Raw genomic sequence first — 15,427 nt, forward strand, 5'->3', positions numbered from 1 at the left:
AAAGAAGCGCCCGCTCCCAAGGTGCAGTTGGGGACGGGCGCTTCGCCTTGTCCGGCTCGCTAGGCCCGCGCCCGCGACCGGTGCGCCACATACGCCAGCGTGCCCAGCAGCAGCCGCGCCGCCGGTGGCCGGGTCGCCGAGTCCAGGGCCGGCGGGCGCAGCCAGCGCACCGGACCGAGGCCGCCCCGGTCGGAGGGCGGGGCGGTGATGGACGCGCCCGGGCCGAGGCCGCGCAGGTCCAGGGCGGACGGGTCGTCCCAGCCCATGCGGTAGAGCAGCTGGGGCAGCTCGGCCGCGGCGCCGGGAGCGACGAAGAAGTGGGCGCGGCCGTCCGGGGTCGCGGCTACCGGGCCGAGCGGAAGGCCCATGCGTTCGAGACGGACCAGGGCGCGGCGCCCGGCGGGCTCGGCGACCTCGACGACGTCGAACGCACGGCCGACGGGCAGCATCACGGACGCGCCCGGGAACTCGGCCCAGGCCCTGGACGCCTCGTCGAGCGTGGCCCCGGCCGGCACCTGTGGCGCGAAGTCGAGCGGGTGTGCGCCCGGCGCCGGACACTCAGGGTGCCCGCAGGAGCAGGTGCCCGCCGCGGCTCGTGCGCCCGGCACCACGTCCCAGCCCCACAGTCCGGTGAACTCGGCGACGGCGGTGCACTCCGACGAGCGGCCGCGTCGACGCGTGCCGGAGCGGATCTCGCGAATGCCGCCGATCGTGAAGCCCATGCCCCCTCCAACGGGTCCAGCGCGCCGGTGGTTACGACACGGAGCGAGACGGAAGCGGAACGTGACGCTACGGCTCCGACTTCCCTCACCCCTGTGAGGCCAAGGCGGCGCTTTGTGGCGTCGCGGGGGGTGCATGGGAGTTCGCGCGCCCCTGTGTGCATCACTCCGCCCACTTCCGGCCGTCCTATGTCAAGTGAATCGCGAGGAGGCCATCGTGAGTTCATTCGAAGGGGTGGCGAATGGTGGCGTTTCAGGGATCGCCATGGCTGGGCCGGTGATCGTAGGATTACTGTGAGTGCGCGAGTCCTGGGGGCATATGCATCCGTGGGTATGCCGGAGGCGAGTCGTCAGCTCGTTCGAAGGGTGAGAACCGGCGGACGAGAGGCCGTATTTACCGGCATTCTGATAGGGCTTGGCGCATTCGGCGACAAGTGGTCTCAGGGATGGGGGCGTTCCAGTGGGCGGCAACGGCGGTAGCGAGATGAACGCTGACAAGCGCCCCAACGAGCTGCTCGGTTCGTGGTTCGTGCGCAGCGGCTGGTCCAAGGGCGAGCTGGCCCGTCAGGTGAACCGCAGAGCACGCCAGTTGGGTGCCAACCACATCTCCACGGACACCTCACGGGTGCGCCGCTGGCTGGACGGGGAGAACCCGCGCGAGCCGATCCCGCGGATCCTCTCCGAGCTGTTCTCGGAGCGCTTCGGCTGTGTCGTCTCCATCGAGGACCTCGGTCTGCGCGCCGCCCGTCAGTCACCCTCCGCGTCCGGCGTCGACCTGCCCTGGACGGGTCCGCAGACGGTGGCCCTGCTCAGCGAGTTCTCGCGCAGCGACCTGATGCTCGCGCGGCGCGGCTTCCTCGGGACCTCGCTGGCCCTGTCCGCGGGCCCGTCCCTCATCGAGCCCATGCAGCGCTGGCTCGTGCCGGCCCCTTCCTCGCCGGTCCCGTCCGATGCCGAGTTCGAGCCCGTCTTCGAGTCCCGCAGGCCCGGCCGGCTGTCCAAGCCCGAGCTGGACCTGCTGGAGTCCACCACCCGGATGTTCCGCCAGTGGGACGCCCAGTGCGGCGGCGGCCTGCGCCGCAAGGCGGTCGTGGGTCAGCTGCACGAGGTCACCGACCTCCTCCAGGAGCCCCAGCCCGAGGCCACGGCCCGCAAGCTCTTCAAGGTCGCCGCCGAGCTGGCCGAGCTGGCCGGCTGGATGTCGTACGACGTCGGGCTCCAGCCCACCGCGCAGAAGTACTTCGTCCTCGCCCTGCACGCCGCCAAGGAGGCCGGCGACAAGCCGCTCGGCTCCTACATCCTCTCCAGCATGAGCCGCCAGATGATCCATCTCGGCCGGCCCGACGACGCCCTGGAGCTGATTCATCTCGCCCAGTACGGCAGCCGCGACTGCGCGAGCCCGCGCACCCAGGCCATGCTGTATGCGATGGAGGCCCGCGCCTACGCCAACATGGGCCAGCCCGGCAAGTGCAAGCGGGCCGTGCGGATGGCCGAGGGCACCTTCACCGAGGCCGACGAGTGGGACGAGCCCGACCCCGACTGGATCCGCTTCTTCTCCGAGGCCGAGCTGTACGGGGAGAACTCCCATTCCTTCCGCGACCTCGCCTACGTCGCCGGCCGCAGCCCCACCTATGCCTCGCTGGCCGAGCCGCTGATGCAGCAGGCCGTGGACCGGTTCGCCAAGGACAGTGAGCACCAGCGGTCCTACGCGCTGAACCTGATCGGCATGGCCACCGTGCACCTGCTCCGGCGCGAGCCCGAGCGCAGCACGGAGTTCGCCTCGCAGGCCATGGACATCGCCAAAAAGGTCCGCTCGGAGCGGGTGAACACTCGTATTCGAAAGACGGTCGACACGGCCGTGCGCGACTTCGGTGATCTCAGCGCCGTCGTCGACCTCACCGACCAGCTCGCCGTCGACCTCCCGGAGACCGCCGAGGCCGTCTGACACCGCAGGACACGCATGCCCCGGCCGCGGCCGGTCCTCCCGAACTGCCCGACTCGGCTCCCCCATGCCAGGTCATCGGAAGGCCCGCCGCGGCCGGCCCTTTTCCGCCGGAAGGATCTTCCGGAGAAGGTTGCGCCACGATAACGATCCTGCGGCCGGACATCTCGCACTTCATCTACGCGTAACACGCCAGGCGCCTTCGTCACCCCGGCGAAACAACGAGGGGCTTCCACCGAAACCGCGCTGCGCCAATCTCATGGCGCATAACCGGCCCACCCCTCAATTGCCCGGACCGCTCAGGCACCGCCCGCACGGGGCCGTACCAACCGACGAGGAGACGCCGATGGCACCAGCCATCACGCTTGCCGCGGAGGCACCCAAGCTGTCGTCCGCGAACACAGGCTTCATGCTCATCTGTTCCGCCCTGGTGCTGCTCATGACCCCGGGCCTGGCCTTCTTCTACGGAGGCATGGTCCGCGTCAAGAGCACCCTCAACATGCTGATGATGAGCTTCATCAGCATGGGCATCGTCACCATTCTGTGGGTGCTCTACGGCTTCTCCCTCGCCTTCGGCACGAACAACAGCCTCATCGGCTGGAACTCCGACTGGTTCGGGCTCAGCAACATCGGACTGACCCAGCTGTGGGACGGCTACAGCATCCCGATCTTCGTCTTCATGGTCTTCCAGATGATGTTCGCGATCATCACGCCGGCCCTGATAAGCGGCGCCCTCGCGGACCGCGTCAAGTTCTCGGCCTGGTCGCTCTTCATCGCCCTGTGGCTCACCCTCGTCTACGTACCGGTCGCCCACTGGGTCTGGGGCGCCGACGGCTGGGCCTACAAGCTCGGCGTGATCGACTTCGCCGGTGGTACGGCGGTCCACATCAACGCGGGTGCCGCGGCGCTCGGCGTGATCCTGGTCATCGGCAAGCGCGTCGGCTTCAAGAAGGACCCGATGCGCCCGCACAGCCTCCCGCTGGTCATGCTCGGTGCCGGTCTGCTGTGGTTCGGCTGGTTCGGCTTCAACGCCGGCTCGTGGCTCGGCAACGACGACGGCGTCGGCGCGCTGATGTTCGTCAACACGCAGGTCGCGACGGCCGCCGCCATGCTGGCCTGGCTCGCCTACGAGAAGATCCGGCACGGCGCGTTCACCACGCTGGGTGCCGCCTCCGGCGCGGTCGCCGGTCTGGTCGCGATCACCCCGTCCGGTGGCGCGGTCTCCCCCCTCGGTGCGATCGCCGTCGGCGCCATCGCCGGTGTCGCCTGCGCCGCGGCCGTCGGTCTGAAGTTCAGGTTCGGCTACGACGACTCGCTCGACGTCGTCGGTGTCCACATGGTCGGCGGCATCCTCGGCTCCCTGCTGATCGGCTTCTTCGCCACCGGCAAGGGCCAGTCCACCGCGACCGGTGTCTTCTACGGCGACCACAGCTGGACCCAGTTGTGGAAGCAGTGCGCCGGTGTCGGCGCGGTCCTCGCCTACTCCCTGATCGTCTCCGCGGTCCTCGCCTTCCTCCTCGACAAGACCATCGGAATGCGGGTCACCGAGGACGAGGAGATCTCGGGCATCGACCAGGCGGAGCACGCCGAGACCGCATACGACTTCAGCGGGGCCGGCGGCGGTGTCATCGGATCCGCCGCCCACGCCCCGGCCATGGCCGCCGCGCAGACCAAGAAGGTGGACGCATGAAGCTCATCACCGCCGTCGTCAAGCCCCACCGGCTGGACGAGATCAAGGAGGCCCTGCAGGCCTTCGGCGTCCACGGGCTGACGGTCACCGAGGCAAGCGGTTACGGTCGTCAGCGGGGCCACACCGAGGTCTACCGCGGTGCCGAGTACACCGTCGACCTGGTCCCCAAGATCCGCATCGAGGTGCTGGCCGAGGACGACGACGCCGAGCAGCTGATCGAGGTCGTCGTCAAGGCGGCCCGCACCGGCAAGATCGGTGACGGCAAGGTCTGGTCCCAGCCGGTCGAGACGGCCGTACGAGTCCGTACCGGCGAGCGCGGCCCGGACGCGCTCTGACACGACACAAGGACAGGAGTCGCTGGGTGACGGGTACGGATGTGCGGAACCAAGCGGATGACTCGGGACCCAGCGGCTACGCGGCGGCCCGGCTGCGCCTCCTCACCGAGGGGGCGCGGTCCGGGCCGCCGCGCCGTGCCGCCCTCGCCGAACTGACCGACGACTGGCTCGCCGGACTCTTCACGGCGGCGGCCGGGGCGGACGAGGAAGCGGAGCAGCGTCCCCCGAAGGGCGGTGGCGGGCGAGGGGAGGGCCTGAAGGGCGTCTCGCTCGTCGCCGTCGGCGGCTACGGCCGCGGCGAGCTGTCCCCGCGCAGCGATCTCGACCTCCTCCTGCTGCACGACGGGAGCGACCCCGGCGCGGTCGCCGCCCTGGCCGACCGCCTCTGGTACCCCGTCTGGGACCTCGGCCTCGCGCTCGACCACTCCGTGCGCACGCCCGCGGAGGCCCGCAAGACGGCCGGGGAGGATTTGAAAGTCCAACTCGGCCTCCTGGACGCCCGTCACCTCGCCGGTGACCTCGGCCTCACCGCCGGACTGCGCACGGCCGTCCTGGCCGACTGGCGCAACCAGGCGCCCAAGCGCCTGCCCGAGCTGCAGGAACTCTGTGCCGACCGCGCCGAGCGCCAGGGCGAGCTGCAGTACCTCCTGGAGCCCGACCTCAAGGAGGCCCGCGGCGGCCTCAGGGACGCCACCGCCCTGCGCGCCGTGGCCGCCTCCTGGCTGGCCGACGCCCCGCGCGAGGGCCTCGCCGAGGCACGCCGGCGCCTGCTCGACGTCCGGGACGCCCTGCACCTGGCCACCGGCCGGGCCACCGACCGGCTCGCACTGCAGGAACAGGACCAGGTCGCGGCCGAGCTGGGCCTGCTGGACGCCGACACCCTGCTGCGGCAGGTCTACGAATCGGCGCGCGTGATCTCGTACGCCAGTGACGTCACCTGGCGCGAAGTGGGCCGTGTGCTGCGCTCGCGCGCCGTCCGCCCGCGTCTGCGCGCCATGCTGGGCGGCGGCAAACCGGTCGCCGAACGCTCCCCGCTGGCCGAAGGGGTGGTGGAACAGGACGGTGAGGTGGTGCTCGCCCGGACCGCACGCCCCGAACGCGACCCCGTGCTCCCGCTGCGCGCCGCAGCCGCCGCCGCGCAGGCCGGGCTTCCGCTCTCCCTGCACGCCGTACGACGCATGGCCGCCACCGCGCGCCCCCTGCCCACGCCCTGGCCCGCCGAGGCCCGCGAACAGCTGGTGACCCTGCTCGGCTCCGGCCGCCCGACGGTCGACGTCTGGGAGGCCCTGGAGGCGGAGGGCCTGATCAGCCACCTCCTGCCGGACTGGGAGCGGGTCCGCTGCCGCCCGCAGCGCAACGCCGTCCACATCTGGACCGTGGACCGGCACCTGATCGAGACGGCGGTCCGCGCCTCCGAGCTGACCCGCCGGGTCAGCCGCCCCGACCTGCTCCTCGTCTCCGCCCTGCTGCACGACATCGGCAAGGGCTGGCCCGGCGACCACTCCGTGGCCGGCGAGATCATCGCCAAGGACGTGGCCGTCCGGATCGGCTTCGACCGCGTGGACGCGGCGGTGCTGGCGACGCTGGTACGGCACCACCTCCTGCTCGTCGAGACGGCCACCCGGCGCGACCTGGAGGACCCCGCGACCGTCCGCTCGGTCGCCGAGGCCGTCGGCACCCAGAGCACGCTGGAGCTCCTGCACGCCCTCACCGAGGCGGACGCCCTGGCCACCGGGCCGGCCGCCTGGTCGTCCTGGCGCGGCTCCCTCGTCGCCGACCTCGTACGGCGCGTCTCCGCCGTCCTCGCCGGGGACGCCCCCGAGGAACCCGAGCCCGCCGCGCCCACGGCCGAGCAGGAACGCCTCGCCATCGAGGCCTTCCGCACCGGCAGCCCGGTCCTCGCCCTGCGCGCACAGAAGGAGCCGGTGGCCGGGGAGGAGGCCTCCGGCGCGCCCGAGCCGCTCGGCGTGGAGCTGGTCATCGCCGTACCGGACCAGCCCGCCGTGCTGCCCGCGGTCGCCGGTGTCCTCGCCGTCCACCGTCTGACCGTCCGCACGGCCGAGCTGAGCGCCCTCAGCCTGCCCGACGACGTCGACGACGGCTCGGTCCTGCTGCTGAACTGGCGGGTCGCGGCCGAGTACGGCTCCCTGCCGCAGGCCGCCCGGCTGCGCGCCGACCTCGTCCGCGCCCTCGACGGCTCCCTCGACATCGCGGGCCGTCTCGCCGAGCGGGACGCGGCCTACCCGCGCCGCCGCGGCTGGGTGGCCCCGCCGCCCCGGGTGCGGGTGGCCCCGGCCGCCTCCCACCACGCCACCGTGATCGAGGTGCGGACCCAGGACGCCCCCGGACTGCTGCACCGGATCGGGATGGCCCTGGAGAAGGCCGGGGTCCGGGTGCGCAGCATGCACGTGAGCACCCTGGGTGCCAACGCGGTCGACGCGTTCTACGTCACCACCGGAGCGGGCGCACCCCTGCCGGGACCGGACGCGAACTCGCTGGCCCGGGTGCTCGAGGAGACCCTGAGGGGATGACCCTTCCCCGATGAGTTCGCCGCCGGGATACCCTGGAGGGCGATTCCCAGCAGCCACCACCGACCCCGAGGACCGCGAGCGCCGTGTTCGACACTCTCTCCGATCGCCTGTCAGCGACTTTCAAGAACCTGCGCGGCAAGGGACGGCTCTCCGAGGCGGACATCGACGCCACCGCGCGCGAGATCCGGATCGCGCTCCTCGAGGCGGACGTGGCCCTGCCCGTCGTGCGCACGTTCATCAAGAACGTCAAGGAGCGCGCGCTCGGCGCCGAGGTCTCCAAGGCGCTGAACCCGGCCCAGCAGGTTCTGAAGATCGTCAACGACGAACTCGTCACCATCCTCGGCGGCGAGACCCGGCGGCTGCGCTTCGCCAAGCAGCCCCCGACCGTGATCATGCTGGCCGGTCTGCAGGGTGCCGGTAAGACCACCCTCGCGGGCAAGCTCGCCAAGTGGCTCAAGGAGCAGGGCCACTCGCCGCTGCTCGTGGCCGCCGACCTCCAGCGCCCCAACGCCGTCAACCAGCTGAGCGTCGTCGCCGACCGCGCCGGTGTCGCGGTCTACGCCCCGGAGCCGGGCAACGGCGTGGGCGACCCGGTCAAGGTCGCCAAGGACTCCATCGAGCACGCGCGGACCAAGGTCCACGACATCGTGATCGTGGACACCGCCGGCCGCCTCGGTATCGACCAGGAGATGATGCAGCAGGCCGCGGACATCCGCGACGCCGTCTCCCCGGACGAGATCCTGTTCGTCGTCGACGCGATGATCGGTCAGGACGCCGTCAACACTGCCGAGGCCTTCCGCGACGGCGTCGGCTTCGACGGTGTGGTGCTCTCCAAGCTCGACGGTGACGCCCGCGGTGGTGCCGCCCTGTCGATCCGCCAGATCACCGGCAAGCCGATCATGTTCGCGTCGAACGGCGAGAAGCTCGAGGACTTCGACGCGTTCCACCCGGACCGCATGGCCTCCCGCATCCTCGACCTGGGTGACCTGCTCACCCTGATCGAGCAGGCGGAGAAGACGTTCAGCCAGGAAGAGGCCGCCAAGATGGCCTCCAAGCTGGCGTCGAAGAAGGGCCAGGACTTCACCCTGGACGACTTCCTGTCCCAGATGGAACAGGTCAGGAAGATGGGCTCCATCTCCAAGCTGCTCGGCATGCTCCCGGGCATGGGCCAGATCAAGGACCAGATCAACAACCTGGACGAGCGGGACGTCGACCGCACGGCCGCGATCATCAAGTCGATGACCCCGGGCGAGCGCCAGGACCCGACGATCATCAACGGCTCGCGCCGCGCCCGTATCGCCAAGGGTTCCGGTGTCGAGGTCAGCGCGGTGAAGGGACTCGTCGAGCGGTTCTTCGAGGCCCGCAAGATGATGTCCCGCATGGCCCAGGGCGGCGGCATGCCCGGCATGCCGGGGATCCCGGGCATGGGCGGCGGCGCCGGCCGGCAGAAGAAGCAGCCGAAGCAGGCCAAGGGCAAGCAGCGCTCCGGCAACCCGATGAAGCGCAAGCAGCAGGAGCTGGAGGCGGCCCAGCGCCGTGAGGCCGCGGCTCAGGGCGGCGCCTTCGGGCTGCCGGAGCAGGCCGGTCAGGACTTCGAGCTCCCCGACGAGTTCAAGAAGTTCATGGGCTGAGTGCCGTGGTACGTCCCTGGGGGCGCCCCTCTCCGGAGGGGCGCCCCCAGGCGTATCTGCGTGTGCCAGGGCCGGATCGGTGTCGTAATGTCCCGATATGGCCAACTCTGCGCCGCCGCGCAAGTCGCCCGACCAGCCCTGGCGCACCGAAGGTGCTCCCGAGGAGCCGTCGAAGCAGCCGCCCGGCGGACCGAGACTGCGTGGCGGCTGGTGGCGGCTGATCCTCACCGCGCTGGTCGTGTACCTGATCGCCAACCTGGTGCTGTCCTTCTTCGACCGGGCCAACGAGCCGACGATCTCGTACACCGAGTTCAGCAAGCAGGTGAACGACGGCAACGTCAGCAAGATCTACGCCAAGGGCGACGCGATCCAGGGCCAGCTCAAGAAGGAGCAGGACAACCCGAGCGGCGGCGGGAAGTACACCGACTTCAACACCCAGCGGCCGTCCTTCGCCGACGACCAGCTGTGGGCCAACCTCACCAAGCACGACGTCACCGTCACGGCCGAACCCGTCGTCCAGCACCGCAGTTTTCTCGCCAACCTGCTGATCTCACTGGCGCCCATGCTGCTGCTGATCGCGGTGTGGGTGTTCATCGCGCGGCGCATGCGTGCCGGGATGGGCGGCGCGGGCGGAATGCTCGGCCGCAAGGCACCGCCGAAACCGGTGGAGCTGGTGCCGGGGGAGAAGCGCACCACCTTCGCCGACGTGGCCGGCATCGACGAGGTCGAGGGCGAGCTGAACGACGTCGTGGACTTCCTGAAGAACCCCGACGCCTACCGGCGCATGGGTGCCAGGATGCCCCGCGGTGTGCTGCTCGCCGGCCCGCCCGGCACCGGCAAGACCCTGCTCGCGCGGGCGGTCGCGGGGGAGGCGGGCGTGCCCTTCTTCTCGGCCTCCGCCTCCGAGTTCATCGAGATGATCGTCGGCGTCGGCGCCTCCCGGGTACGGGAACTGTTCGCGGAGGCCCGCAAGGTCGCCCCGTCCATCATCTTCATCGACGAGATCGACACCATCGGCCGGGCCCGTGCCGGCGGCTCCGGGGTGGGCGGGCACGACGAGCGCGAGCAGACCCTGAACCAGATCCTCACCGAGATGGACGGCTTCTCCGGCTCGGAGGGCGTCATCGTCATCGCGGCCACCAACCGCGCCGACATCCTCGACCCCGCGCTCACCCGCCCCGGCCGCTTCGACCGGGTCGTCCAGGTCTCGCCCCCGGACCGCGGCGGCCGCGAGGCCATCCTGGAGATCCACACCCGTGACATCCCGCTCCACCAGGGCGTCGACCTCGCCCAGGTCGCCCGGACGACCCCGGGCATGACGGGCGCGGAACTGGCCAACCTCGCCAACGAGGCCGCCCTGCTCGCCGTGAAGCGCAAGCAGCAGCAGGTGACGCAGACCGACCTCTCGGAGGCCCTGGAGAAGGTCCAGCTGGGCGCCGAACGCCCGCTGGTGATGCCCGAGGAAGAACGCCGGCGCACCGCCTACCACGAGAGCGGCCACGCGCTGCTGGGCATGCTCCAGCCCGGCGCCGACCCGGTCCGCAAGATCACCATCGTGCCGCGCGGCCGCGCGCTGGGCGTCACGCTGTCCACCCCGGAGGCGGACCGGTACGCGTACACCGAGGACTACCTGCGCGGCCGGATCATCGGCGCGCTCGGCGGCATGGCGGCCGAGCAGGTCGTCTACGGCGTGGTCACCACCGGCTCCGAGAGCGATCTGGAACAGGTCACCAACGTCGCGCGCGGAATGGTGTCCCGCTGGGGCATGAGCCGGGAGGTCGGCCGCCTCTCCGCCCTGCCCAACGACGCCCAGCAGGCCTACGGCCTCGCCGCCGCCCCGCAGACCCTCGACGTGATCGACACCGAGATGCGCCGGATCGTCGACGAGTGCTACGAGGAAGCGTGCCGCAAGCTCCGCGACCACCGCGGGCAACTGGACGCCCTGGCCCAGGCCCTGCTGGAGAACGAGACGCTGGAGGAGGCCGACGCCTACCGGATCGCCGGCATCACACGCCTCACCAAGGACATCGACGGCTAGGACCCGTCGACCTGTCCGGCGGGCCCTCTAGGGCACGCGGGCGATCAGGTACCGGAAGACGTTCGGCATCCAGACGGTGCCGTCCGGGCGCCGGTACGGATGCAGCGCCTCCGTCAGCTCCTTGTCCACCTGCTTGCGGTCGGTCGCCGCGACCGCCGCGTCGAACAGGCCCGTCGACAGCAGACCGCGTACGGCGCTGTCGAGGTCGGCGTACCCGAACGGGCAGGCCACCCGCCCCGAGCCGTCCGGCTTCAGGCCGGCCCGCTGGGCGACCTCCTCCAGGTCGTCGCGCCGGGCGGGGCGCCAGCTGCCCGCGCTGCGCAGGGGATCGGCCAGCTTCGTCGCCACCCGCAGCACCGAGGAGGTCGCGCAGCGCTCGGGCGGGCCCCAGCCGGCCAGCACCACGGCCGCGCCGTGCCCGGCCGACGGCAGCGCGCCCGCCAGCAGCTCGCCGAGACCCTCGGAGTCGCCCGCCAGACAGCCGACCGGCTCGAAGACGGTCACCAGGGTGTACGGGGGCGTCTCCGCGTCGGCCGTGTCCTCGGGAGTGCCCTCGACGAGTCTCGTACCGGCACGCGCGCGTGCAGCGCGCGGATCGTCCGGCAGCAGGCGCTCGCGTGCGAGGGCGAGCCGCGCGGGGGAGGGATCGACACCGGTGACCGCGGCCCCTCTGGAGGCCGCCATCAGCAGGGCGAGCCCGGAACCGCAGCGCAGGCCCAGCAGCCTCGTGGCAGGGCCGACCTCAAGTCGCTCGTAGACGGTCTCGTAGAGCGGCACCAGCATCCGCTCCTGGATCTCGGACCAGTCACGCGCGCGTGCGCACAGGTTCACCCGGGGCGGTACGGAGCCCGGGTGAGACAGGTGTTCCCGCACGAGCGTAGGTGTCATAGGTAAGCGCCCCATTCCGCCGACAGTTCGCCGCAGTGCCCGATTGCGTGGCCCCCGTGCCGTGCGCTCGCACTATCCACGTATGCCAGGTAACTCCCGGCTCGCGGTGCCGTCCAGGGGTCGTGGGCCCCGGCTTGGGGGCCAGTGCCGAGTGTGGCGAGATTTCACATCCACGCAATCTGGGCGACCGTACGGTGTCCACCCGCCCGGGACGAGCCGGTGGCCGGGGGCGCCTTCGGACCCGGTAACGTCACGGGCGTCGCGGACGCTGACAGAGGTGACGGCCTCGTGCGAGAGCGTCCGAAACACATCTTGCGCATCCGCCGCCCACCGTCTCCCCGCCGCTACAGGGCGGTTCGTACGTCAGGCTACGCACCGGCTTGGTATGAGCTGTGCGGCTTCTCCGCAGATCAGCGCACCCGCCCTCGTCAGGACGCATCAGTGCCAACTGACGGGTACGTGCAAATTATTTGGGATGGCCCGGAATAGGAACACAGCGGCACCCCCGCTCGTTGTCATTACGTGAGCACGACACAGACACCACCTGTTCTCGCCGCAGAGCTGGCGCAGGCGTGGGCCGACATTCAGCGGTACCACCCCGAGCTGCCGGACCTTGCCGCGCCAGAGTCCCTGATCGGGGAGTCGTCGTCCGCGTGCGGTCACGAACTCTCCTTCGAGCGACTGCTCCATGAGGCAGTCCACGGCATCGCCGCCGCGCGCGGCGTACGCGACACCTCCCGGGCCGGCCGCTACCACAACCGCAGATTCCTCGCGATCGCCGAGGAGCTGGGCCTGGACCACCCCGAGGAACCGCACCCCAGCAGCGGCTTCTCCCTGGTCACGCTCAACCCCGAGGCCAAGCGCCGCTACCGCCCGACCATCGAGCGGCTCCAGCGCGCGCTGAAGGCCCACACGGTGGCCACCTCCGCCGACACCTCCCGCACCTTCCGCGGTCCGGCGGCCCGGCACGGCTCCTCCGGAGGCGGTGTCCGCGTGAAGGCCGTCTGCGACTGCGGGCGCAACGTCCGGGTGGTCCCGTCGGTCCTGGCCCAGGCTCCCATCGTGTGCGGCGGCTGCGGCAAGCCGTTCCGCATCCCGGAGATCGTGGGGGCGGCGGCGAGCTGAGACTGCGACTGCTCGTGGCAGCCGCATTCCACTCGGGCACGGCAACTTCACAGCACCAGGCGGCGCACCCGACGTGACCTCACCTCCACGCCGGGTGCCGCCGGCCCGTGCCCGGCCGCACCCCGCCCCCCTCGGCCGGAGGCGACCCGCGGGGTATGGCACAATGGCTAGCTGTACTCGACAGCCGCACAGGACCCCTCTCTCCTCCGGCTGACGCGTCCATCGGGCATTCGGGTACCGCAACCCCACGCGGCAGCTCGCCGTGCCCAACCACGTCAAAATCAGGAGAATCCACTCCCGTGGCAGTCAAGATCAAGCTGAAGCGTCTGGGCAAGATCCGTTCGCCTCACTACCGCATCGTCGTCGCCGACTCCCGCACCCGCCGTGACGGCCGTGCGATCGAGGAGATCGGCAAGTACCACCCGACCTACAACCCGTCGGTCATCGAGGTGGACGCCGACCGCGTGGCGTACTGGCTGGGTGTCGGCGCGCAGCCGACCGAGCCCGTCCTCGCCATCCTGAAGAAGACCGGCGACTGGCAGAAGTTCAAGGGCGAGCCGGCTCCCGCGCCGCTGCTCGTCGCCGAGCCGAAGCCGGCCCGTCCGTCGTTCGAGGCTCTCGGCGGTGACGACGAGGGTAAGGGTGAGGCGATCACCCAGAAGAAGAAGGCTGAGAAGAAGGACGAGGCGGCTGCCGAGTCCGAGTCGACCGAGGCCTGAGCAGCATGCTCGAAGAGGCGCTTGAGCACCTCGTGAAGGGCATCGTCGACAACCCTGACGATGTGCAGGTCGCCTCGCGCGACCTGCGCCGCGGGCGCGTGCTGGAGGTCCGGGTCCACCCCGACGACCTCGGCAAGGTGATCGGCCGCAACGGTCGCACCGCGCGCGCTCTGCGTACCGTCGTGGGCGCCATCGGCGGCCGCGGTGTCCGCGTCGACCTCGTCGACGTGGACCACGTCCGCTGACGCTTCATCGCAACCGGCTCGGGCCGGGGAGGGCCACTGGGCCGTCCCCGGCCCGCAGTCGTATGACAGGAGATCTGTACACGTGCAGCTGGTAGTCGCGCGGATCGGCCGCGCCCACGGCATCAAGGGCGAGGTCACCGTCGAGGTACGTACCGACGAGCCGGAGCTGCGGCTCGCCCCGGGCGCCGTTCTGGCCACCGACCCGGCCTCCACCGGGCCCCTCACCATCGCCACCGGCCGCGTCCACAGCGGCCGCCTGCTCCTGCGCTTCGAGGGCGTCAGCGACCGCAGCGCCGCCGAGGCCCTGCGCAACACCCTGCTGATCGCCGAGATCGACCCCGAGGTACTCCCCGAGGACGAGGACGAGTACTACGACCACCAGCTCATCGACCTCGACGTGGTCACCGAGGACGGCGCGGAGGTCGGCCGGATCACGGAGATCTCGCACCTGCCCTCCCAGGACCTCTTCATCGTCGAGCGCCCGGACGGCAGCGAGGTGATGATCCCCTTCGTGGAGGAGATCGTCACCGAGATCGACCTGGAGGAGCAGAAGGCAGTCATCTCCCCTCCGCCGGGCCTGATCGACGACCGCGCGGTGATCGACTCGACCCGGGACGAGTCCTGATGCGCCTCGACGTCGTCACGATCTTCCCCGAGTACCTGGAGCCGCTGAACGTCTCCCTGGTCGGCAAGGCACGCGCGCGCGGACAGCTGAACGTGCACGTGCACGACCTGCGGTCCTGGACGTACGACCGGCACAACACCGTCGACGACACCCCGTACGGCGGCGGCCCCGGCATGGTCATGAAGACCGACCCCTGGGGCGACGCCCTGGACACGGTCCTCGCCGACGGCTACGAGTCGGGCGCGCAGGCTCCCGCGCTGATCGTGCCGACCCCGAGCGGCCGCCCCTTCACCCAGGAACTCGCGGTCGAACTCTCCGAGCGCCCCTGGCTGATCTTCACCCCGGCCCGCTACGAGGGCATCGACCGGCGCGTCATGGACGAGTACGCCACCCGGATGCCCGTCTACGAGGTCTCCATCGGCGACTACGTGCTCGCCGGCGGCGAGGCGGCCGTCCTGGTCGTCACGGAGGCCGTGGCCCGGCTGCTGCCCGGCGTCCTCGGCAACGCCGAGTCCCACCGGGACGACTCCTTCGCGCCCGGCGCGATGGCCAACCTCCTGGAAGGCCCCGTCCACACCAAGCCGCCCGTCTGGCGCGGCCGGGACATCCCCGAGGTGCTGCTCAGCGGCCATCACGGCAAGATCGCCCGCTGGCGCCGCGACGAGGCCCTGAAGCGCACGACGGCCAACCGGCCCGACCTGATCGAGCGCTGCGACCCCAAGGCCTTCGACAAGAAGGACCGCGAGATGCTCTCCATCCTGGGCTGGGAACCCGACCCGGACGGGAAGCCGTACGGCCGATTTTGGCGCCGGGCCGAGGGCGTGGAAGAATAGACCGCTGTTGTGCGTCCGTCCGGCGTGCGCCCCTGCCGCAGGGGGACACGACGCCCGTTCCGACCCGCACACGGCTTCATGCAAACACCTAGCTCCCGTTGATGAC

Annotated in this window: 13 protein-coding genes; 11 read left to right on the top strand and 2 right to left on the bottom strand. The window is 71.0% G+C overall.

All coding sequences use genetic code 11. The features are described 5' to 3' along the window. Positions 1-59 precede the first annotated feature (59 nt). Entirely contained in the window at positions 60-722 is a 663-nt protein-coding gene (locus tag AC07DS_RS33215) for a bifunctional DNA primase/polymerase (protein WP_479151346.1), read from the bottom strand. Positions 723-1,179: 457 nt separating this feature from the next. Between AC07DS_RS33215 and nsdA the strand changes: the two genes are divergently transcribed. From nsdA to ftsH, 6 genes are all read left to right on the top strand, one after another. Further along, positions 1,180-2,664 (top strand): transcriptional repressor NsdA, encoded by a 1,485-nt coding sequence (gene nsdA, locus AC07DS_RS33220; RefSeq protein ID WP_479151347.1) that lies wholly within the window; start codon positions 1,180-1,182, stop codon positions 2,662-2,664. 343 nt (positions 2,665-3,007) lie between these two features. Beyond that, positions 3,008-4,351 (top strand): ammonium transporter, encoded by a 1,344-nt coding sequence (locus tag AC07DS_RS33225; RefSeq protein ID WP_479151349.1) that lies wholly within the window; start codon positions 3,008-3,010, stop codon positions 4,349-4,351. After that, on the top strand, positions 4,348-4,686 hold the full coding sequence (locus AC07DS_RS33230; RefSeq protein ID WP_145883438.1) for a P-II family nitrogen regulator: 339 nt from the start codon (positions 4,348-4,350) through the stop codon (positions 4,684-4,686). The genes AC07DS_RS33225 and AC07DS_RS33230 overlap by 4 nt, the downstream gene beginning before the upstream one ends. 26 nt (positions 4,687-4,712) lie before the next feature. After that, the gene (locus AC07DS_RS33235) at positions 4,713-7,217 is read left to right on the top strand and encodes a [protein-PII] uridylyltransferase (protein ID WP_479151352.1); all 2,505 of its coding nucleotides are present in this window, start codon (positions 4,713-4,715) and stop codon (positions 7,215-7,217) included. A gap of 83 nt (positions 7,218-7,300) precedes the next feature. After that, positions 7,301-8,848: a signal recognition particle protein gene (ffh, locus tag AC07DS_RS33240; RefSeq protein ID WP_479151354.1), complete on the top strand. Its 1,548-nt coding sequence runs from the start codon at positions 7,301-7,303 to the stop codon at positions 8,846-8,848. Positions 8,849-8,945: 97 nt separating this feature from the next. Beyond that, positions 8,946-10,886, top strand: a complete 1,941-nt coding sequence (gene ftsH / locus AC07DS_RS33245) for an ATP-dependent zinc metalloprotease FtsH (protein WP_479151355.1) — start codon at positions 8,946-8,948, stop codon at positions 10,884-10,886. A 27-nt stretch (positions 10,887-10,913) separates the two neighbouring features. Here the strand turns inward: ftsH and AC07DS_RS33250 are convergent, their stop codons facing one another. Further along, a complete protein-coding gene (locus AC07DS_RS33250) occupies positions 10,914-11,774 on the bottom strand; it encodes an SAM-dependent methyltransferase (protein ID WP_479151357.1) in 861 nt (286 codons plus the stop codon). A 522-nt stretch (positions 11,775-12,296) separates the two neighbouring features. Between AC07DS_RS33250 and AC07DS_RS33255 the strand changes: the two genes are divergently transcribed. The 5 genes from AC07DS_RS33255 (at position 12,297) to trmD (ending at position 15,321) form a co-directional block, all read left to right on the top strand. Then, entirely contained in the window at positions 12,297-12,899 is a 603-nt protein-coding gene (locus AC07DS_RS33255; RefSeq protein ID WP_145883433.1) for a hypothetical protein, read from the top strand. A 299-nt stretch (positions 12,900-13,198) separates the two neighbouring features. Further along, a complete protein-coding gene (rpsP, locus tag AC07DS_RS33260) occupies positions 13,199-13,618 on the top strand; it encodes a 30S ribosomal protein S16 (protein ID WP_023546467.1) in 420 nt (139 codons plus the stop codon). A gap of 5 nt (positions 13,619-13,623) precedes the next feature. Continuing rightward, a complete protein-coding gene (locus tag AC07DS_RS33265) occupies positions 13,624-13,863 on the top strand; it encodes an RNA-binding protein (RefSeq protein ID WP_005479813.1) in 240 nt (79 codons plus the stop codon). Positions 13,864-13,945: 82 nt separating this feature from the next. Continuing rightward, positions 13,946-14,488 (top strand): ribosome maturation factor RimM, encoded by a 543-nt coding sequence (rimM, locus tag AC07DS_RS33270; RefSeq protein ID WP_479151359.1) that lies wholly within the window; start codon positions 13,946-13,948, stop codon positions 14,486-14,488. Then, positions 14,488-15,321 carry a tRNA (guanosine(37)-N1)-methyltransferase TrmD gene (trmD, locus tag AC07DS_RS33275; RefSeq protein WP_479151361.1) on the top strand — a complete coding sequence of 278 codons (834 nt, stop codon included), beginning with the start codon at positions 14,488-14,490 and terminating at the stop codon, positions 15,319-15,321. Before rimM ends, trmD begins: the two co-directional genes overlap by 1 nt. Positions 15,322-15,427: the final 106 nt, after the last annotated feature.

The organism is Streptomyces sp. NPDC044064, assembly GCF_056434245.1.